The 18,791-nt window shown below is 42.8% G+C and carries 17 protein-coding genes and 2 pseudogenes; 11 read left to right on the top strand and 8 right to left on the bottom strand.

Features of this window, described 5'->3' with window-relative positions; translation table 11 throughout:
- Window position 1: 1 nt before the first annotated feature.
- A complete protein-coding gene (locus FOC32_RS14145; protein ID WP_004784238.1) occupies window positions 2-274 on the top strand; it encodes a YeaC family protein in 273 nt (90 codons plus the stop codon).
- A gap of 59 nt (window positions 275-333) precedes the next feature.
- Here the strand turns inward: FOC32_RS14145 and FOC32_RS14140 are convergent, their stop codons facing one another.
- Window positions 334-1,335 carry a glycosyl transferase family protein gene (locus tag FOC32_RS14140; protein ID WP_004784237.1) on the bottom strand — a complete coding sequence of 334 codons (1,002 nt, stop codon included), beginning with the start codon at window positions 1,333-1,335 and terminating at the stop codon, window positions 334-336.
- A gap of 414 nt (window positions 1,336-1,749) precedes the next feature.
- On the opposite strand from FOC32_RS14140, the gene FOC32_RS14135 reads away from it, so the two are divergent.
- Window positions 1,750-3,093, top strand: a complete 1,344-nt coding sequence (locus FOC32_RS14135) for a dicarboxylate/amino acid:cation symporter (RefSeq protein ID WP_004784235.1) — start codon at window positions 1,750-1,752, stop codon at window positions 3,091-3,093.
- A gap of 63 nt (window positions 3,094-3,156) precedes the next feature.
- On the opposite strand, the pseudogene FOC32_RS14130 reads toward FOC32_RS14135, so the two are convergent.
- The 5 genes and pseudogenes from FOC32_RS14130 to FOC32_RS14110 all read right to left on the bottom strand — a co-directional run.
- A pseudogene (locus FOC32_RS14130) lies at window positions 3,157-3,888 on the bottom strand (IS4-like element ISAbe18 family transposase); the annotation flags it as partial.
- Between the two features lie 32 nt (window positions 3,889-3,920).
- A complete protein-coding gene (locus FOC32_RS14125; RefSeq protein ID WP_005080957.1) occupies window positions 3,921-5,504 on the bottom strand; it encodes an IS66-like element ISAba25 family transposase in 1,584 nt (527 codons plus the stop codon).
- A 74-nt stretch (window positions 5,505-5,578) separates the two neighbouring features.
- Complete coding sequence (gene tnpB, locus FOC32_RS14120; protein WP_000618091.1) at window positions 5,579-5,914, bottom strand: IS66 family insertion sequence element accessory protein TnpB; 336 nt, start codon at window positions 5,912-5,914, stop codon at window positions 5,579-5,581.
- Entirely contained in the window at window positions 5,911-6,294 is a 384-nt protein-coding gene (locus tag FOC32_RS14115) for a transposase (protein ID WP_005233700.1), read from the bottom strand. The genes tnpB and FOC32_RS14115 overlap by 4 nt, the downstream gene beginning before the upstream one ends.
- 60 nt (window positions 6,295-6,354) lie before the next feature.
- Window positions 6,355-6,807: pseudogene (locus FOC32_RS14110) on the bottom strand (DUF4372 domain-containing protein); the annotation flags it as partial.
- 229 nt (window positions 6,808-7,036) lie between these two features.
- Between FOC32_RS14110 and FOC32_RS14105 the strand changes: the two are divergent.
- A complete protein-coding gene (locus FOC32_RS14105; RefSeq protein ID WP_004784233.1) occupies window positions 7,037-8,179 on the top strand; it encodes an acyl-CoA dehydrogenase family protein in 1,143 nt (380 codons plus the stop codon).
- Between the two features lie 83 nt (window positions 8,180-8,262).
- On the opposite strand, the gene FOC32_RS14100 is transcribed toward FOC32_RS14105, so the two are convergent.
- Window positions 8,263-8,781: a DJ-1/PfpI family protein gene (locus FOC32_RS14100; protein ID WP_004784232.1), complete on the bottom strand. Its 519-nt coding sequence runs from the start codon at window positions 8,779-8,781 to the stop codon at window positions 8,263-8,265.
- 487 nt (window positions 8,782-9,268) lie between these two features.
- Here FOC32_RS14100 and pheA point away from each other — a divergent pair, with 487 nt between their 5' ends.
- The 5 genes from pheA to FOC32_RS14075 all read left to right on the top strand — a co-directional run bounded on the left by pheA (window position 9,269) and on the right by FOC32_RS14075 (window position 14,785).
- Window positions 9,269-10,378, top strand: coding sequence for a prephenate dehydratase (gene pheA / locus FOC32_RS14095; protein ID WP_004784230.1), 1,110 nt, complete (start codon window positions 9,269-9,271; stop codon window positions 10,376-10,378).
- A 66-nt stretch (window positions 10,379-10,444) separates the two neighbouring features.
- Window positions 10,445-11,536, top strand: coding sequence for a histidinol-phosphate transaminase (hisC, locus tag FOC32_RS14090; RefSeq protein ID WP_004784227.1), 1,092 nt, complete (start codon window positions 10,445-10,447; stop codon window positions 11,534-11,536).
- Between the two features lie 3 nt (window positions 11,537-11,539).
- Window positions 11,540-13,786, top strand: a complete 2,247-nt coding sequence (locus tag FOC32_RS14085; RefSeq protein WP_004784225.1) for a bifunctional prephenate dehydrogenase/3-phosphoshikimate 1-carboxyvinyltransferase — start codon at window positions 11,540-11,542, stop codon at window positions 13,784-13,786.
- Window positions 13,787-13,886: 100 nt separating this feature from the next.
- Window positions 13,887-14,252, top strand: a complete 366-nt coding sequence (locus tag FOC32_RS14080; RefSeq protein ID WP_004784223.1) for a hypothetical protein — start codon at window positions 13,887-13,889, stop codon at window positions 14,250-14,252.
- Entirely contained in the window at window positions 14,240-14,785 is a 546-nt protein-coding gene (locus tag FOC32_RS14075) for a GNAT family N-acetyltransferase (protein ID WP_004784222.1), read from the top strand. Before FOC32_RS14080 ends, FOC32_RS14075 begins: the two co-directional genes overlap by 13 nt.
- Window positions 14,786-14,817: 32 nt before the next feature.
- Here FOC32_RS14075 and FOC32_RS14070 read toward each other — a convergent pair whose 3' ends face one another.
- The gene (locus FOC32_RS14070; RefSeq protein WP_034590098.1) at window positions 14,818-15,450 is read right to left on the bottom strand and encodes an alpha/beta hydrolase; all 633 of its coding nucleotides are present in this window, start codon (window positions 15,448-15,450) and stop codon (window positions 14,818-14,820) included.
- A gap of 122 nt (window positions 15,451-15,572) precedes the next feature.
- Between FOC32_RS14070 and yaaA the strand changes: the two genes are divergently transcribed.
- The 3 genes from yaaA (at window position 15,573) to FOC32_RS14055 (ending at window position 18,785) form a co-directional block, all read left to right on the top strand.
- Window positions 15,573-16,355, top strand: a complete 783-nt coding sequence (gene yaaA / locus FOC32_RS14065; protein ID WP_004784218.1) for a peroxide stress protein YaaA — start codon at window positions 15,573-15,575, stop codon at window positions 16,353-16,355.
- A 477-nt stretch (window positions 16,356-16,832) separates the two neighbouring features.
- Window positions 16,833-17,021 carry a hypothetical protein gene (locus FOC32_RS14060; RefSeq protein ID WP_004784216.1) on the top strand — a complete coding sequence of 63 codons (189 nt, stop codon included), beginning with the start codon at window positions 16,833-16,835 and terminating at the stop codon, window positions 17,019-17,021.
- Window positions 17,022-17,462: 441 nt separating this feature from the next.
- The gene (locus tag FOC32_RS14055) at window positions 17,463-18,785 is read left to right on the top strand and encodes an NCS2 family permease (RefSeq protein ID WP_004784213.1); all 1,323 of its coding nucleotides are present in this window, start codon (window positions 17,463-17,465) and stop codon (window positions 18,783-18,785) included.
- Window positions 18,786-18,791: the final 6 nt, after the last annotated feature.

Here is an 18,791-nt window from a genome sequence, read left to right as displayed (position 1 = left end):
TATGAATATTGAACAAATGCTTGCCGTACTCAATCCTGAGATTGTAGAACGCTTAAGAACAGCCATTGAAATTGGCAAGTGGCCGAATGGTGTGGCACTGACCCAGGAGCAGCGTCAGACCTGTATGCAGGCTGTCTATGCCTGGGAAATGAAAAACCTGCCAGAAACCGAACGTAGTGGTTATATCGATCGTGGCACTAAAGAAGAAGGTGAACAGTGTGATGATGATCATCACAAAAATGAGCCGGAATTCAAGCCAATCCGTTTCGTTTAATCGAAACCGAAAAAAAGACCACAAATGTGGTCTTTTTTAATGTCTGTTTTTTGGCTTGATCAAACTGAAAGGCGGCTATTCCAGAGCCCTCTGGCTTTTTGCATCGCTACTTCATAGCTGTCACATTTGCCCATGGTATACAGTGCAATGCCCATAGTTTCGACAACTGCGATCTCACCATATTCATGTGAGCGTTGACCTTCCCATACTTGTTTAAATACAGCCAGATCCAGCTCTTCTTCAATCGGACTACGGTTGTCGGTCAGTTTTGGTAATTCGTGCTCATAAAGTTCGCCATTCTTAATCCCGCAGATTAAAGTTTTGGCATCCGGGTTACGTTCAAATTCGCCACCTTCACCTTTAATGACTGCACTATTTTGATAACCTAACTTATAAGCGGACTGCTGATGTGAACTACGATAAGCAGGGTGGAAAATAGCCTGTAAAGTCGCTTTGGCATTAAATGGATTAATCAGACGTGCCAGCGTATGAATCGGGGAGCGTAGACCCATAACATTACGTAGCCCGATCAGCTCAGCCAGAATTGGAGAGATCACCTCCAGAGGCAGGTAAGCAAAATGTTTGTCTTTAAGCTGCTGTTCCACGTCAGCATCATTCTGGCAGATTGGATAGCCTAAGTAGTTAAGTACCTGTTCGGTATAGACCCGATTCAAGGTATGACCTGAAGCACCATGCATCACGATATTATAGCCATGCTTGGCAAGGGTAAGCGCAGCCAGAATGAACCAAGGATAATGTTTGCGTTTGCCTGCATAAGAGGACCAGTCCAGATCAACATCCAGTGCCTTAAAATTCAGCTGGTCCCGGGTCGCCTGCACAAAGCCTGCGAGTTCATCAACAGATTCTTCCTTGACACGTAATAGCATCAGAAAAGCGCCCAGTTGTACGTTCAGCACCTCATTTTTCAGGATCATGCTAAAAGCCTGATAGGCTTCTTCATAGCTTAAAGAACGTGCACCATTTTTTCCCTTGCCAATAATACGAATAAACTGGGCAAAAGGATGTTCGGCATCTTTATAAATATTTCGCTTTGTGGTCATGGGCATAGATCAATCATGTTCATCAAGTATTGGCATATTTTACGCTGATATTGGTATTTCACCTTCTTATTTTGCAGAATTATTATAGTTTTATAAGACTATAGTCTAAGAGGTATTGTTTAGTATTTAGGCAAATTTAACATTTCGGGTTAAACAAAAGTCTAAAAAACGGTTAAAATTTCACGCAATTCTTGTGTTTGCTTTATCTCCTGATCAATGCACTGATTTTTCTTAAGGATCAGTGTTCCTGTGATTGTTAAATGTACATACACATTCTAATTTCAGTATCAGATTAATTTTTTGATACATAGGCACTTTTTTGTTTCAGACAATGAAGTATTGGACGCTTGTTTTTTAAAAATAAGTGAAAACTGAATATTGCTTCTGGTTAGAAGTATATCGTGAAGTAAGGTTATGGCTAAAAAACCAATTTATAAGTCGCTTTATTTTCAAGTGATTGTAGCCATTATTGCGGGTATCCTCGTCGGACATTTCTCGCCAAGTGGTACACAAATCATTAATGGTGCAGAACAATATGTTCCAGGTTTGGGCGAACAACTGAAGCCGCTGGGTGATGCATTTATCCGTTTAATTAAAATGATCATCGCACCTGTGATTTTCTGTACCGTGGTTAGTGGGATCGCAGGCATGGAGAGTATGAAATCAGTTGGTAAAACTGGTGGTGTCGCTCTACTTTACTTCGAAATCGTGTCAACGATAGCGCTGATCATTGGTCTTCTGGTAATTAATATTGCCAAGCCAGGCGTTGGGATGAATGTTGATCCGGCATCGCTGGACACGGCCGGGATTTCTAAATATGTAGAGTCGGGTGCTTCTCAGTCTACCGTTGATTTCTTTATGAATATCATTCCAAATACGGTGGTTGGAGCATTTGCTGAAGGCGAAATCCTGCAAGTCCTTTTATTTGCGATCCTGTTCGGTTTTGCATTACACAAACTGGGTGCACAAGGTAAGCCAGTCCTCAAACTGGTAGATCAGATTTCACATGTGTTCTTTAACATCGTGAACATGATCATGAAACTTGCGCCTATTGGTGCATTTGGTGCGATGGCTTTCACGATCGGTAAATATGGGATCGGTTCTCTGGCGCAATTGGCCCAGTTGATCATCTGCTTCTATATCACCTGTTTGCTGTTCATCTTTATTGTGCTGGGTTCAATTGCTCGTTTTACCGGCTTTAGCATTGTCAAGATGATTCGCCTGATTCGTGAAGAGCTGTTGATTGTACTGGGTACTTCATCGTCTGAATCTGTATTGCCACGTATGCTGAAAAAACTTGAGCTTGCAGGTGCTGAAAAGTCAGTGGTAGGTTTGGTCATTCCAACAGGTTATTCATTCAACCTGGATGGTACTTCGATTTACCTGACAATGGCGGCAATCTTCATTGCACAGGCGACCAATACGCAACTTGATTTGTCTCACCAGATTACCTTGCTTCTCGTATTGCTCATTTCTTCTAAAGGTGCAGCGGGTGTAACTGGTTCAGGCTTTATCGTGATGGCAGCAACCTTAGCGGCTGTAGGTAATATTCCGGTTGCAGGTCTGGCCTTGATTCTCGGTATTGACCGCTTCATGTCTGAAGCTCGTGCCTTGACCAATCTAGTCGGTAACTCTTTGGCAACTCTGGTTGTAGCAAAATGGGTCGGTCAGTTAGACATGGACAAGCTGAACTATGCATTAGCAAATCCGGCTGAAATTGATGAAAAAATGGCGCAGGAAGGCAACAACGCTCATTAAATTCGAGTTCGTCTTGTAGGTCATAAAAAGGAAGCTTCGGCTTCATTGCTGTCCCACAATTTTTCACAAGAGGAAGCTCAAATGAGCTTCCTCTTGTTTTATGGGTATTTTATCGGGTGAAAATAAAGCTTTTAAAGTTCTTCTTTCAAACAAATTCACTTGAATTATTCTGAGTAAACGTTGAACTGTCCAACCTGTTTTTCCTAAATGTTGAGCGAAACTCACCAATAAATAGGCGATCATCGCAATCCAGATTTGTGTCTGAATTGCGTTCCTGCTGCGGCCTAGAAACGCTTTTAATTTGAGATTCTGCTTAATCGCCTTAAAGAACAGCTCAACTTTCCAACGATCTTTATAAATCGCCGCAATGGTGGAGGCGGCTAAATGAAAGTTATTGCTGAGAAAGCTAAAGTGCTTGCCACTTTGCTGATCTCTATATTCAATTCTTCTTAACACTGGGGCTTTTCTTTTTAGGGCATGTGCGCTATTCAGCTGAATGGTTTCATCTTTTAGAATACCTTTGGATTCAAGCACTGGATGTTGCTGGATCACCTGATACACAGATTTAGGCCTAAAACGTGTGACAAATCCAATGTTTTGAGCAGTCAGATTCGCATACCATTGGTAATCGACATAGCCTTTATCAAAAACTACAATGCTGCCAGCAGGAAACTGGAATTTGCGGCCTTGTACCATGTCATTTTCTTTGCCATTTTCAACTGCAACAAACTCAGGAATATCATTGCTGTGATTCAATCCTATACTGAGTTTCATGCTGGCTTTTGAGTCGTGAACTGTAAGCGTCCGCTGAATCCCATACCTATTTTTTAATTCGATTTAGGTTTCCAGCAGTGCGGCAGCAATTCTTCAATTTGGGTCACTTTGTGTGTCGGTAACCTTTTCAGCACATCACTTAAATAGGCATACGGATCCAAGCCATTCAGCTTTGCTGACTGGATTAAAGTCATGATGTTTGCCGCTCGCTGACCACTGCGCAGCGAACCTGCAAACAGCCAGTTCTTGCGTCCCAACGCCCAGGGACGCATCTGATTCTCTACCCAATTGTTGCATATCGGTAGATTGCCATCATCCAGATAGCGGCTTAAGGCTGGCCAACGCTTCAGAGTGTAATTGATAGCCTTGGCGGTGGGAGAACTCGATGGCACTGTCAGATGATGTTGGTTGAGCCATTCATATAGTTGTTGCATCACTGGTTGACTATGCTGTTGTCGGTATTCGCGGCGGTCTTCCGCTGTACCATCGGTCTTTTTCCTGAGTTCTGCTTCTATCGCATACAGTTTCTGAATCAGCACTAAGGCCTGTTCAGCAACCTGACTTTTCCCAGTTACATGCAGTTCATGGAATTTACGACGTGCATGGGCCATGCACCCCACCTCAATCACCTGGCCTGATTTAAAACGTGCTTTATAACCACTGTAATCATCACAGACTAGATAGCCCTGCCAGCCTTTCAAGAACTCTTCAGCATGCTGGCCTGAACGACTATCCTGAAAGTCATAGATCACCGCCTGAACTGGATTATACTGTGTGGTGGCATAGGCCCAGACATAACCTTTCTTCGGTTTTTTATTATTCTCACCCATCCGCATGATGGTGACCGGTGTTTCATCTGCATGCAGCACCCGCTGTTGCAGCACCACCTCTTTTAAGGCATTGGCCAGAGGTTCCAGTTCTACACCGCAGCGACCTATCCAATCAGATAAAGTGGATCTGGACAGATCAATGCCAGCCCGCTGATAGATCAGGCGCTGACGGTACAGCGGCAAATGATCGGCATACTTCGATACCAGCACATGGCTGAGCAATTCAGGTGAAGCAATGCCTTTATCAATCACATAGGCGGGCATCGCTTGCTGAGTTAGAGTGTCACACTGATCACAGACCCATTTACCACGCACATGCTGTTCCTTATAGAACTGTGCCGGTCTGAAATGCAGTTTTTCACTGACATCTTCGCCGATACGACGGAGTTGGCAGCCACAAGCACATTGGGTTGATGCAGGTTCATGCTCAATACGGATGGTGTGTAGATGATCTGGCAGTGGTCGACGTTTAGGTTTATTGGTTTTGGCTTTCTGTGTCGCTGCATTGGTTTTATCTGCATTTAGCCGTTCCAGTTCTAGATCAACCGCGGCAATATCTTCTTCAACCGCTTCATCCCAGAGATGGATTTGTTTTGCCGTTAAGTGTTCATTCTTTTGGGCGAATTTGTGCTTTTTAAACAGCGCCAGTTCATGCTCGTATTTTTGATTGAGAATAGAAAGATGTTGAACTTTGGCATCCAATTGTTGGTTTGATTGTGCTAGAGACTGATGCTGCAGCGCCAACTGCCTGGTGAATTCCAGCAGTTGTTCATGGGTCAGTTGGCTTAAGTCAGGCAGCGTATTCATGACCGCAGTATGCCTGAGGTCATGAGAAGAATGAAATAGAACGTTTGGAGAATAGCAGAATGGTCGAGCCTGGTTTAAAGCATCGTCACCACCTGCTGTCGTCCAATGCGCTGCCAGGGCAAACCTTGGATCAGTGCCTGTAACTGTTCCGGGCTGAGGGCCACGGTTTCACCTTGGTGAACTTGAGCCCAGTGAAATTTGCCCTGTTCCAGCCGCCGGGCACACAGCCAGATGCCCAATCCATCATGTACCAGCACTTTCATGCGATGGCCACGTTTATTACAGAACAGGTAAGCACAATGCGGTTTGATGTAGCCAAAGGCTCTCACCACCTGAGCCATGGTCGTATCCATACCTGCACGCATGTCCATGGGCTGAGTAGACAACCAGATTTCATCAATGCGGATCATGTTGCAAGTGCCTTGAGTAATTCTGCCAAGGCAGGTATTTCTGATGTCTGCCATTTTAGCTGAATATCATTATTCGTATGAGGCACGGTGATACACAACGTGATCCTCTCATCAATAGGTTGGCTGATTGCAGCAGTGTAAGGCAAAGCAATAAATGCTGGATTCACATGAGTAGGATCCTGCACGGCACCCTCATGATGGCTGAAGATCCTGATCCAACGACTGACAAGGTTGGCATTAATACTATGTTGCAGTGTGACCGAAGCGATCGAGGTATTAGGATTTTTGCAGGCATTGACAATACTGAGTTTGAATTCTTTGCTGTATTTTCGGCGTTTTTTAGCAACAGGAGGTGTTGCTGAATATATATCCATGTTCATGGATTAAGTCCCCACTTGTTTTTAGGTGGGAACTAAATTAAGGCTTATAGGATCGCTTGGTAAGGCTGTGTTAGCCGGATGCTTACCGTGAACTTTGGCCCATTCACATAAGGAAAGCGACAGGTCAATATGACTGGCATCCAAGGAATACAAGGGATTCTTAAAGCGAAATTTATGAGCGACTTTTGAGTGGTCATAGTATTTAAGCAACTTGTAAAATAGCTGTTGATACAAGGCAGCAGGCTGTTGCTCATTGATTCGTGCCAGCGTGCTTCGGGGAATAGACTTTGCTCCGAGATGACTTAGCTTTTCCTGTTGGCACTCCAAATTGGATTGAATATCTCTCAGACTTTGCCTACAAGAGAATTGAGACATCAATATGGCAATAAACTGATCCCACCGGGAAGCCGCTCTAAATTTCTGTCCAACATGGTGTACTTTAGCAAGTTGTTCAAAATCCTGTCGCACAACAGGTTTAATTAGCTCATGAAATACGGTATTCTGATGTGACAAAACCTGAATCCTGGTCGTTAAAGTGTTTGTTTGCACTCATATTTTAACTGTTAGGACTTAGGTTTTTTTATTTAAAGCAAACTATGGGACAGCAGTGGCTTCGGCTTCCTTTTTATTTTTATCTGACTGTGAAGTTAGCGAAAAAATAAGTCAGGCACATGACAGCCTTTCTAAAAATAGTTAGCCTGTGCACAGGAAATAAAACGATAAACACGATAAGGATAAAAGAATGCTGGCTTACGATGCTGACCTGGAACTTTTCCGCGACAATTTCAAACGCTTTATGAATGAACACGTAGCGCCTTACTATGAAGAGTGGGAGCGTGAAGGCATGATGCCGCGTTCAGTCTGGAATGCGATGGGTGAAAATGGCTTCTTATGTGTCGATGTTCCGGAAGAATATGGTGGCTACGGTGTTCCGACCCACTATTCCCTGATGTTAATCGAAGAGTCGGCAAGAGCAGGCTATAGCGCAATTTCAACTGGTCTGTCTTGCCATTCGGATATCGCAGCGCCGTATATCCTGCATATTGGTACTGAAGAACAGAAAAAATACTGGTTACCGAAAATGGTGTCTGGTGAAGTGGTCGGTGCGATTGGCATGACTGAGCCGGGTGCTGGTTCTGATCTGCAAGCCATGCGAACCAATGCCATCTTGCAGGATGACCATTATTTATTGAATGGTTCTAAAACTTTTATCTCCAATGGTCAGCATGCTGACTTAGTCGTATTAGCCGTGAAAACCGATCCGCAAGCACGCGCCAAAGGTGTGTCTTTGATGCTGGTGGATACGCATCTGGAAGGCTTTAAAAAAGGTAAGAATCTGGACAAGATTGGTCTGCATTCACAGGATACTTCAGAGCTGTTCTTCGATAATGTCAAAGTACCGAAAGATCAGTTGCTGGGTCAGCTAGGTCAGGGCTTTGTATATCTAATGCAGGAACTCCCACGTGAACGTACCGCTATTGCTGCTACTGCACTGGGCGCCATTCGTGGCTCGATTGATCTAACGACTCAATATGTCAAAGAGCGTCAGGCCTTTGGTCAGGCGATTGGTCAGTTCCAGAATACCCGTTTTGTACTGGCACAGGCCAAGATTGACGAGCTGGCAACAGCAGCTTTCTATAACCAGAATGTTGAGTTGTATATGCAAGGCAAGCTGGATGTTGAAACTGCAGCAGCGCTAAAGAGCTTCTCGACAGATATGCAGATGAAAGTTGCTGACAATCTGCTTCAGCTCTTTGGTGGTTATGGCTATATGACTGAATACCCGATTTCGCGTTTCTTTGTTGATGCCCGCATTCAACGGATCTATGGCGGTACCAATGAAATCATGAAAGAAATTGTCGCTCGCGGTCTGCTTGGACGTTAAAACTTAACAGATAAAAAAAAGAGTCCGAAATGGACTCTTTTTTTATGGAAAGAATATTCTTGAAATCTAGATATTTTATTATTTTAAGATTTTAATACATCCAGACATTCATGAATAAAAATTGGCAAATCATTGGGTACTCGAGATGAAATCAGCTGATTATTGTCATTGACTAGTTCGACATCATAATACGTCGCACCTGCATGTTGTACTCGAGGTGCATGCGCACGGATACTGGTAATGATGCGGTTCTTTAAAACATCAGCTTCACTGAGTAATAAAGATGCGTCGCAAAGACTGAAGATGGTCTTTTTGGTCTCATTAAAAGCCTGAATGAAATGTAAGACTCGCGTATCGTTGGCGAGGGATACAGGCGATTCACCGCCCGGAATGAGTAGGCCATCAAAATCATCAATACTGATATGATCAATTCCCCAATCAATCGTTACACTCGACTGACCATGTAATCCATGTACGACTTTTCCGGCATGTAGTTCAATATTACAGACACTATGCTCTGCAGCGAGTAAGGCCGCAACAGGCTCAGTATATTCAAGATCTTCAAAATTATTCGTTACAAGTACCGCTATTCTTTTTGGCATTATAGGCACCCCCAATATAGTTTTAAATTAGACTAGCGATTTAAGGTTTAAAAAACGTCTCTGCTTTGTAACCAAATAGTGATTTAGTGTAAAAAATCAAATTAAATCAAAGGAAAATGATTAAAAAAACAGTTTTCTATGTGCATTTTATTGTGAACTGTCACTCAGATTTTAAGTAGTCAAACTAGAAGTATCGAGATGGCTTTATTTTTATTTTCTTATGCTTAAAATCGTTATGTAGATTAAGAAATAGTGATATTTCATCTTGATAGAAATCAGTTAAGATGAGCGGGCAAAGTTTACAATTTGATAATGTAAAACATGCGAAAATGCTGAAAGAAATGTTACCAGATGTGACTAAAGCGATTAACGGTTAAAATCAACTCCCTGTTTTTAAGAATTAATCTACTAAAGTTATATTGTGTAACATTTGCAGCGCACTAATTGTTATACTGCACAGATAAGGTTTATGAAGGGCGACATCACGATGATCAACGACGATCAAAACACAACGGCTTCTTTAGACTTGGCTAAAATTCGTGAAGATATCGATTCAGTTGATCAACAAATCCAGCAATTGATTAACCGTCGTGCACGTTTGGCTGAGGCTGTAGCAAAAGCAAAATTCGCATCTGAAGAAAATCCGCTGTTTTACCGTCCGGAACGTGAAGCACAGGTTTTGCGCAATGTTATGGAGCGCAATGAAGGACCATTGTCAGATACGACGATGGCACGTCTGTTCCGCGAGATCATGTCGGCTTGTTTGGCGCTTGAAGCACCGCAAAGTATTGCATTCTTGGGACCTGCTGGTACCTACACACACTCAGCAGTATTGAAACATTTTGGTCATGATGCTGTAGTTCGTCCATTACCCACCATTGATGAAGTGTTCCGTGAAGTAGAAGCGGGCAGTGCACATTATGGTCTGGTACCGGTTGAAAACTCCTCTGAAGGGGTAGTGAACCACACTTTAGACTGTTTCAAGACTTCGCATCTGAATGTGATTGGCGAAGTAGAATTACCCATTCATCATCAGTTCCTGATCTCTGAAAATACCCGTAAAGACAGTATTAAACAGATCTATGCACATCAGCAAACTCTGGCTCAGTGCCGTAAATGGCTGGATGCTCATTATCCAGGTGTAGAACGTGTGGCACTCAGTTCAAATGCTGAAGCTGCGCGCCGTATTCAGAATGAATGGCATTCTGCTGCGATTGCTTCTGAAATTGCTGCGAATATTTATAATCTTGAGATTATGCACAGCAATATTGAGGACAATCCAGAAAACACTACACGCTTCCTGGTAATTGGCCGTGAAAAAGTGCCACAAAGTGGTAATGATAAAACTTCATTACTGGTTTCTGCACATGACCGTGCCGGTGCATTGCTAGAGATTCTGGCTCCATTTGCCAAACACAACATTAGTCTAACCAGTATTGAAACTCGACCTGCACTTCCTGAAAAATGGGCTTATGTATTCTTTATCGATCTTGAAGGTCATATTGAGCAGGAAAATGTTAAAGCTGCGATCGAAGAAATTCGTCCGCTTGTGAAAGAAGTCCGCGTGCTTGGTTCATATCCTGCAGCTGTTTTATAAAAGCAGCCTTTCGTGGTTAGTGCGAGGGTGCTAACCACTGGTTCATCTGTAAATCGGAAGTATAAAATGTCGTTTGTCCCAGCCAATGAAGGCATCTCTAAATTAAAGCCATATCAACCAGGTAAACCGATCAATGAGCTTGAGCGTGAGTTGGGCATCACTGATATCGTAAAACTGGCTTCAAATGAAAACCCGCTGGGCTGTTCAGATAAAGTCAAAGAAGCAGTCGCTGCAGAACTGGCAGAAATTGGTCGTTATCCAGATGGTGGTGGTTTTATCCTGAAAGACCAGATCAAAGCACAATTTGGTTTTAATCATGACCAGATTACTTTGGGCAACGGTTCAAACGACTTACTGGAAATGTTTGCCCGCGCATTCGTTTCTTCAAGCGATTCTGTGATTTACAGCCAGCATGCATTTGCAGTATATGCTCTGGTAACTCAAGCGATCCATGCTGAAGCGATTGAAGTACCAGCAAAAGGCTTCTCGCATGATCTTGAGGCGATGGCGGCTGCAATTAAAGACAACACCAAGCTGATCTTTATTGCGAACCCAAACAACCCGACAGGCACCTGGTTTGAAGAAGCTGAATTTGAAGCATTCATGCAGAAAGTGCCAGCGAATGTCATCGTGGTACTGGACGAAGCTTATGTGGAATATTTCCCGGAAAACTTCAACAGCCTGAAATTCCTGAAGCAGTATCCTAATCTGATTGTCAGCCGTACTTTGTCTAAGTGTTATGGTCTGGCTGCACTGCGTGTTGGTTTTGCATTGGCATCGGTTGAAGTAACTGACTATTTAAATCGTATCCGTCAGCCATTCAACGTGAACCATTTAGCCATGGTTGCTGCAGTTGCTGCACTGAAAGATGAAGCCTTCATCGAGAAATCTCGTGAAGTGAATAAAGCAGGTATGGCACAGCTTGAAGCTGGCTTCAAAGCTTTGGGCCTGAACTATGTACCTTCACGCGCGAATTTCATCTTGGTCGATGTACAGGCTGATCCAGCAGAAACATTTAACAAGTTGTTGAAAGAAGGTGTGATCGTGCGTCCAGTGGGTATTCCAAACCACTTGCGCGTATCGATTGGTACTGAAGCTGAAAATGCCAAATTCCTTGCTGCATTAGGCAAAGTGCTTGGCTTAGAGGCGAAAGCTTAAGTTATGTCGCAGCCACTGTTTGAAAAAGTTGCCTTTATCGGACTTGGATTGATTGGTTCAAGTCTGGCGCGTGTCATTCAGGCCGAGCATTTAGCCAATGACATCGTGGCATCGACCCGCTCACAAAAAACCTTGGAAGATGCCAAGGCACTTGGTCTGATTTCCAACGGATATGCAGATCCTGTAGAAGCCGTCAAAGGGGCAGATCTGGTGGTACTGGCATTACCTGTTCGTGCTACCCAGAAAGTGCTAGAAACGATCAAACCTTATTTGTTGGAAAATGCCATTCTGACCGATGTTGGCAGTACCAAAGGCAATGTGGTAGAAGCAGCCAAAGCTGTGTTTGGTGAAAATCTGCCAGCCGGTTTTGTGCCGGGGCATCCAATTGCGGGTGCTGAACATACCGGCGTGCATGCAGGTAAGGTCGATCTATTTGCCAATCACAAGGTGATTTTGACGCCGTTACCAAGCAGCGGACAATGGGCGGTCGATAAACTGATTCAACTGTGGCAGGTGGCCAAAGCGGAAGTGATTTGTATGGATGTGGAAAAGCACGATGAAGTGCTGGCCCATACCAGTCATCTTCCGCATCTGATGGCCTTCAACCTGGTCGAACAACTGGCCAAGCGCGAAGACAATCTGGATATTTTTCGTTATGCTGCCGGTGGCTTCCGCGACTTCTCGCGTATTGCCGCCAGTGATCCACAAATGTGGCATGACATCTTTTTTGCCAATAAAAAGGCGATTCTCAATGCCGTGGACGGCTTTGAAGCTCAACTCGCGATTATCCGCAAGCTGATTGAAGATGAAGATTCACAAGCTTTAATGGGCTTATTGGGGCATGCGCAAGCCGCGCGTCAGCACTTCAATCATATGCTCGCCAAGAAACCTCTCATGGAGAAAAATAAAGTGACACAACAATTTACCATTCAACCAGGTGCCAAGACGTTCCAAGGTAAATTTACCGTGCCAGGTGACAAATCTGTGTCACACCGTTCCATCATGTTTGGTGCCATCGCTGAAGGCACAACGCATGTGACGGGTTTCCTTGAGGGTGAAGATGCACTTGCAACTTTACAGGCATTCCGTGATATGGGCGTAAGCATTGAAGGCCCTAAAAATGGTGAAGTGACCATTCATGGCGTGGGTATGCAAGGTCTGAAAGCACCGAAGTCTGCGCTTTACATGGGCAACTCGGGTACTTCGATGCGCCTGCTGGCTGGCATGCTGTCAGCTCAGAAATTTGATTCGGTGATGACGGGTGATGCATCCCTGTCTAAACGTCCAATGGAGCGTATTGCAAAACCATTACGTTTGATGGGCGCGCAGATTCAAACTACGGGTGAACGTGGTACACCACCAGTATCGATTACGGGTAATCAAAACCTGAAAGGTATTCAATACGACTTGCCAATGGCATCTGCTCAGGTGAAATCAGGTATTCTGCTGGCAGGTCTTTGGGCGGAAGGTGAAACTTCAGTGACTGAACCTGAACCAACCCGTGACCATACTGAACGTATGTTGCGTGCTTTTGGTTATGAAGTAAAAACTGAAGGCAACCGTATTTCCCTGCAAGGTGGCGGCAAGCTGGTGGGTACTAACATTCAGGTGCCTTCTGATATTTCATCTGCAGCTTTCTTTATGGTCGGTGCAGCGATTACTGAAAATTCAGACGTGACTTTGGAAGCGGTAGGCATTAACCCGACCCGTACTGGTGTGATTGAAATCTTGAAACAGATGGGTGCGGACATCACTGTTGAAAATGAACGTATTGCAGGCGGTGAACCGATTGCAGACATTCGTATTCGCGGTACACGTACGTTAAAAGGCATTCATATGCCGGAAGACCAAGTGCCACTAGCAATTGATGAATTCCCGGCATTATTCATTGCTGCTGCATGTGCAGAAGGCCAAACGATTCTAACTGGTGCTGCTGAGCTGCGTGTCAAAGAATCTGATCGTATTCAAGTGATGGCAGATGGTTTGAAAACCATGGGCATTGACTGTACACCAACTGATGATGGCATCATTATCGAAGGTAAAGGTAAGACAGGCGACTGGTCACCAATCTTTACTGGCGGTGAAATTGAATCGCATCATGATCATCGTATTGCCATGAGCTTCTCTATTGCAGGTCTGCGTAACTCAGGTGAAATCAAGATTGTTGGGACTGAAACCGTCGCAACCAGTTTCCCAACCTTCACTGAACTGACTTCTCAAGCTGGTCTGGCGATTGAAGTGACAGAATAATTCTAAAATTTACATGAAACAGCCAAGCTTTTGCTTGGCTGTTTTGTTTATATTGGCTTATGCTAAAACCATACAACAAAAAAGCCATTTGGATGTAGCAATGCGAAAATTAAAATTTATGGCCAATCCTCAGAGCCAGGAACAATTACAGGGCAGTCAGCAGGCTCAGGAATATGTGGCACATCTGCTGACGGAAGAGCTCGGTAAATATGGCTTTAAAACCTTGGCGCAAAGTGGCGCACAAGTGGCCGTAAGTGTCGATGAACACGAGTTGCCATTATCAGTGAGCTGTGAGACACGAGACCAGGAAGGGCACCTGATTTGTGAAATCGCCTCTTACCCGGATGAAGAACAGGACTGGCTGGACCGGATTACAGAACAAAGTTTATTAAATCAGTTGGCACAAGCTGTTGAAGCATCGTTGAAAGAACAAGAAAGTTTTAGTGAGTTTGAGTGGAAGAACTAGTTCAACAAATGCAAAGTCTTTCGCCTATATTGCAAAGTAAACGTCTTGTTTTAGATTATTTTAAGTCATCCGATGCTGCGGAAGCCTATGCCTCGATTACCCCGAGTTTGACCCGTTTTATGGCATGGGATGCACCGGAATCTGAACAGGTATTTGCAACAGTCTGGCAAAACTGGCTAAACAATATGGCTGATCATAAAGAATATATTTTTGTGATTCGCCATATTGAAAGACATGAATTTATCGGATTATGTGGTTTGCATCGACTGCATGATGAAATACCTGAAGTGGGTATCTGGATTCGTGAAACGGCGCATGGTCATTATTATGGACATGAGGCAGTACGTTGTATTGTGGGCTATGCTTTTAATACATTAGGGATCAAAGCTTTGAGCTATCCGGTAGCCGAAGAAAACTGGGCTAGCCGAAAAATTGCAGAACGTGTAGGTGGAAAAATTACCAACCACCTAGATAAACCTAAATATCGGGCTGTAATTTATGAAATTCATGCTAAAGATTTTATTTCTGAATAAAAAAACCTCATCATTCGATGAGGTTTTTTTGATCAGCTTAATGCGAGGAAACGGCTCATCGCAATCCGAAGCTGTTTTAAATAACCGGTAAAGAAATGATTTGCGCCAGGCAAGATCGTGACCAGATGACGTTGAGGCTTGGCCCATTCAATCATGTCGGATAAAAGCGTGACATCATCCGCTTCACCATGAATAAATAAAATATCACCTTTGATCTGTGGTGTAACATAGTGACGTAGGCCAGCTACGGTTGCAGTCGGTAGACCACACAAAATCACTTTTGAAGGTTGCAGTTCAACTGGCAGGGCGGCGTAACACTTGGCCATAACATGTGCGCCAAAACTGAAACCGCCCGCAAAGAAAGGCAGGTCAATATGTTGGCGACGCGCATATTTAATGACTTCAAGTATATCATCCGTTTCGCCAAAGCCTTCATCATGCAGACCGGCACTTTGACCAGAACCACGGAAACTTGGACGATAGACAACACAACCACGCTCTAAAAACATTTGCGCCAGTAACACCGGAACTTTATGTTGTGGTGTGCCACCTTGTAATGGATGGGGATGACAAACAATCGCGAATCCTTTCACTTCACCCTGAGGATAATCCACAAAAACCTCAAGTTGGCCAGCAGGGCCTTGGAGGTAGATTGGTTCGGACATAGCAAACCGATAAATTGCAGGAGAATTTTCTATTTTAACGATTATGATAAATAAAAACATGAATTGGAATTAAAATAAGTCTACTGATATAGTTTGATTAATCATTTTTTAACCAGGTCGCTATGCTTGCTTTAATTTCTCCAGCCAAGACTCTAGATTACGAAACACCTTTACCTACCGATCAATTTACTCGGGCAAGATTGCTGGAACATTCCCAGGAATTGATAGAAGTTGCCCGCAAGTTATCAGCAACTGAAATTTCCAGCTTAATGAGCGTCAGTGAAAAAATTGCCAATTTGAATGCGGAACGCTTCAGAGACTGGCAGCCGGATTTTGATTTTTCCAATGCTCGTCAGGCAATCTTTGCCTTTAAAGGGGATGTTTATACCGGTCTGGATGCTTACCAATTAAAGCAGGATCAGATTCATTACGCACAGAACCATCTGCGTATGTTATCCGGCCTCTATGGCTTATTGCGTCCGCTGGATCTGATGATGCCTTACCGTCTGGAGATGGGAACCAAATTGACTAACCCACGTGGTGCTCATCTCTACGAGTTCTGGGGACATACCATCACTGACCTGATCAATCATGATCTGGCAGCAGCAGAGTCTGAAATTCTGGTCAATATTGCTTCGGATGAATATTACAAGGCAGTGAAAGAAAGCAAAATTCAGGCTGAAATCATCAAGCCGGTATTTTTAGATCAGAAAAATGGCAAATATAAAGTCATCAGCTTCTATGCCAAGAAAGCTCGTGGTTTAATGGCGCGCTTTATCATTGAAAACCAGATTAAACGAACTGAAGACTTAAAAGCCTTTAATATCGATGGGTATTATTTTGATGCTGAAAGTTCACTAAAAGGTGAGTTGGTATTTAAACGTGATGAGCAGCTGGCTGCTTAAGGTAAAAGATTCACCCAAGACTGAATGAAGAAATTTTCTTAAAAGTCTTGGGTAAATTTAAGTTTAGCAATATTAGGTTGAATTGAATAAAAATTAAAAAATAGGGAAGGAACTTTCAAAATATCATTTATTTAGAAGAATTTTTAACAGGAAATGGATGAATTTTTTAGAAGAAAAGCTAAATAAAATAATGAAAGCTATAGTGAGCTTTAAAAGATATTTTTCACTCGATAAATTTATATAGTAAAAACAAATTTCTAAAAAAATAAAAAATAGAATCAATCAATTAATTTCTTTTAATATTCAAAAAATGACTAAAAAATAAAAAAATATGACTCAAAAAATTATGATTAATTGAATAAGAAGTATAAAAAAATGAAGAATATAAAAACTCTAAATAATTGAAAAAACTGCATTTTATCGGGTTACTTGTAAACTATGTCACAATTTTATTGTTATTTTGTTAGCATAATTTCAATGCTGTTACATAACTCAACTACAAAAATGAAAATTTATACGATTCCTATTTTTGTGCTGATGGTGGGTTTACTCGGTTATTGTGTTCACCAACAGGCCGAAACAAGAAAACATGAAGAGCTTCATCAGATTTTGAAAGAAGTACAACATTCAACTAAATTGCTGAATGCAAATCGGCCCCGACCTTAATAGATTTGCATAAGCTTTTTAATTAGGGGGGTCAGGTAAAAAGATAAAAATAAAATCATAATAAATAAAAGAAAATTTAATAATAATAAAACTGACTTATATTAATTTTTAATAAAATATAAATTCTAAGAAGCAATCAGAAATCAATGTGTTATAATTTGCAAAAGATAAAGTTAGATCAAATTTACTTTAATTAAGTATTTGATTCTAATGATGAAAAAAGCTGCATAGGGGTTATGCAGCTTTTTTGTTTAGATTGTTTTTTGAGTTTTTCTAGCGCAGTTTTCTTACTGTTCGCTATTGAAACATTTTGACCCGCTAAATGGCGAAGCTGGCATATTCGTTGCTAACAGATCCTTAAAATTCATGAAGTTTTCTATAAAATTTCCTGGATTCGGCGGCATGCTTAAAGCATAAAGTTTACTCAATAGGGGCTAGGTCATGACGACTCCTAATCCATCTTCAGAAAATATGCTGGAACGTCTGTTCAAACTGAGTGAAAACAAAACCAGTTTCCGTACAGAAGTTGTGGCAGGTGTAACCACGTTCTTGACAATGTGTTACATCATTATTGTTAATCCGATGATTTTATCCGAAACCGGGATGGATCATGGGGCTGTCTTTGTAGCCACCTGTCTTGCAGCCGCAATTGGCTGTCTGGTAATGGGGCTAATTGCCAATTATCCAATTGCACTTGCGCCGGGTATGGGGCTGAATGCCTTCTTTACCTATTCAGTCTGTCTGGGAATGGGTGTGCCTTGGCAAACTGCATTAGGTGCAGTATTTGTATCAGGTTTGGTTTTCATTGCCATTAGTATGTTCAAAATACGTGAGGCGATTGTCAATGCCATTCCAATGTCTCTCAAACTGGCGATTGGTGGTGGTATTGGCCTGTTCCTGGCTCTGGTAGCACTGAAAAATGCTGGCATCATTGTTGATAATCAAGCGACCCTGGTGGGTCTGGGTGATTTGAAACAGCCAACTGTTATGCTTGCGCTACTTGGCTTCCTGTTAGTGGTGGTAATGCATCACTTCAAAGTACGTGGTGCGATCATTATCAGTATTTTGGTAATCACTGCGATTTCTACTGCTTTAGGTTATAACCAGTTCCAGGGTGTAGTGGGTCAAATTCCTTCACTGGCACCAACCTTCTTGCAGATGGACTTTCAAGGTCTGTTTACAGCTAGCCTGATCGGTGTGATCTTCGTATTCTTCTTGGTCGATCTGTTTGACTCTACTGGTACGCTAGTAGGTGTTTCACATCGTGCAGGTTTGTTAAAAGATGGTAAATTGCCGCGTCTGAAAAAAGCATTATTTGCCGATTCTTCTGCGATTGTTGCAGGTGCCGCTTTGGGTACTTCTTCAACTACACCTTATATTGAGTCATCAGCGGGTGTTGCAGCAGGTGGTCGTACCGGTCTGACTGCAGTTGTGGTTGGCTTGCTGTTCATTGCCTGCCTGTTCCTGGCTCCATTGGCTCAATCTGTACCAGGCTTTGCAACTGCACCAGCATTGCTATTTGTCGGTGTATTGATGATTCAGGGTATTGTCCATATTGAATGGGATGATATTACTGAAGCGGTTCCGGCGTTCCTGACCATTGTATTCATGCCATTTACGTATTCAATTGCAGATGGTATCGCAATGGGTTTTATCAGCTATGCGCTGATTAAACTGCTGACAGGTAAAGCGAAAACTGTTCCATACATGGTATGGATCATCGCAGTACTATGGGCATTGAAGTTCTGGATGTTTGGCGGCTAATTTTTG

The organism is Acinetobacter sp. FDAARGOS_724 (assembly GCF_013364475.1).
GTDB lineage: Bacteria > Pseudomonadota > Gammaproteobacteria > Pseudomonadales > Moraxellaceae > Acinetobacter > Acinetobacter variabilis.
Note: the sequence above shows the minus strand (reverse complement) of the source record. Positions and strands in the feature narration are given on the sequence as shown.

What these genes read in the sequence shown, in the direction of transcription:
- FOC32_RS14085 (WP_004784225.1), top strand. Translation starts at nt 11,540, where the DNA reads ATGTCGCAGCCACTGTTTGAAAAAGTTGCCTTTATCGGACTTGGATTG.
- FOC32_RS14080 (WP_004784223.1), top strand. Translation starts at nt 13,887, where the DNA reads ATGCGAAAATTAAAATTTATGGCCAATCCTCAGAGCCAGGAACAATTA.
- FOC32_RS14060 (WP_004784216.1), top strand. Translation starts at nt 16,833, where the DNA reads ATGCTGTTACATAACTCAACTACAAAAATGAAAATTTATACGATTCCT.
- FOC32_RS14105 (WP_004784233.1), top strand. Translation starts at nt 7,037, where the DNA reads ATGCTGGCTTACGATGCTGACCTGGAACTTTTCCGCGACAATTTCAAA.
- tnpB (WP_000618091.1), bottom strand. Translation starts at nt 5,914, where the DNA reads ATGATCCGCATTGATGAAATCTGGTTGTCTACTCAGCCCATGGACATG.
- FOC32_RS14100 (WP_004784232.1), bottom strand. Translation starts at nt 8,781, where the DNA reads ATGCCAAAAAGAATAGCGGTACTTGTAACGAATAATTTTGAAGATCTT.
- hisC (WP_004784227.1), top strand. Translation starts at nt 10,445, where the DNA reads ATGTCGTTTGTCCCAGCCAATGAAGGCATCTCTAAATTAAAGCCATAT.
- yaaA (WP_004784218.1), top strand. Translation starts at nt 15,573, where the DNA reads ATGCTTGCTTTAATTTCTCCAGCCAAGACTCTAGATTACGAAACACCT.
- FOC32_RS14055 (WP_004784213.1), top strand. Translation starts at nt 17,463, where the DNA reads ATGACGACTCCTAATCCATCTTCAGAAAATATGCTGGAACGTCTGTTC.
- FOC32_RS14135 (WP_004784235.1), top strand. Translation starts at nt 1,750, where the DNA reads ATGGCTAAAAAACCAATTTATAAGTCGCTTTATTTTCAAGTGATTGTA.
- pheA (WP_004784230.1), top strand. Translation starts at nt 9,269, where the DNA reads ATGATCAACGACGATCAAAACACAACGGCTTCTTTAGACTTGGCTAAA.
- FOC32_RS14145 (WP_004784238.1), top strand. Translation starts at nt 2, where the DNA reads ATGAATATTGAACAAATGCTTGCCGTACTCAATCCTGAGATTGTAGAA.
- FOC32_RS14125 (WP_005080957.1), bottom strand. Translation starts at nt 5,504, where the DNA reads ATGAATACGCTGCCTGACTTAAGCCAACTGACCCATGAACAACTGCTG.
- FOC32_RS14140 (WP_004784237.1), bottom strand. Translation starts at nt 1,335, where the DNA reads ATGACCACAAAGCGAAATATTTATAAAGATGCCGAACATCCTTTTGCC.
- FOC32_RS14070 (WP_034590098.1), bottom strand. Translation starts at nt 15,450, where the DNA reads ATGTCCGAACCAATCTACCTCCAAGGCCCTGCTGGCCAACTTGAGGTT.
- FOC32_RS14115 (WP_005233700.1), bottom strand. Translation starts at nt 6,294, where the DNA reads ATGAACATGGATATATATTCAGCAACACCTCCTGTTGCTAAAAAACGC.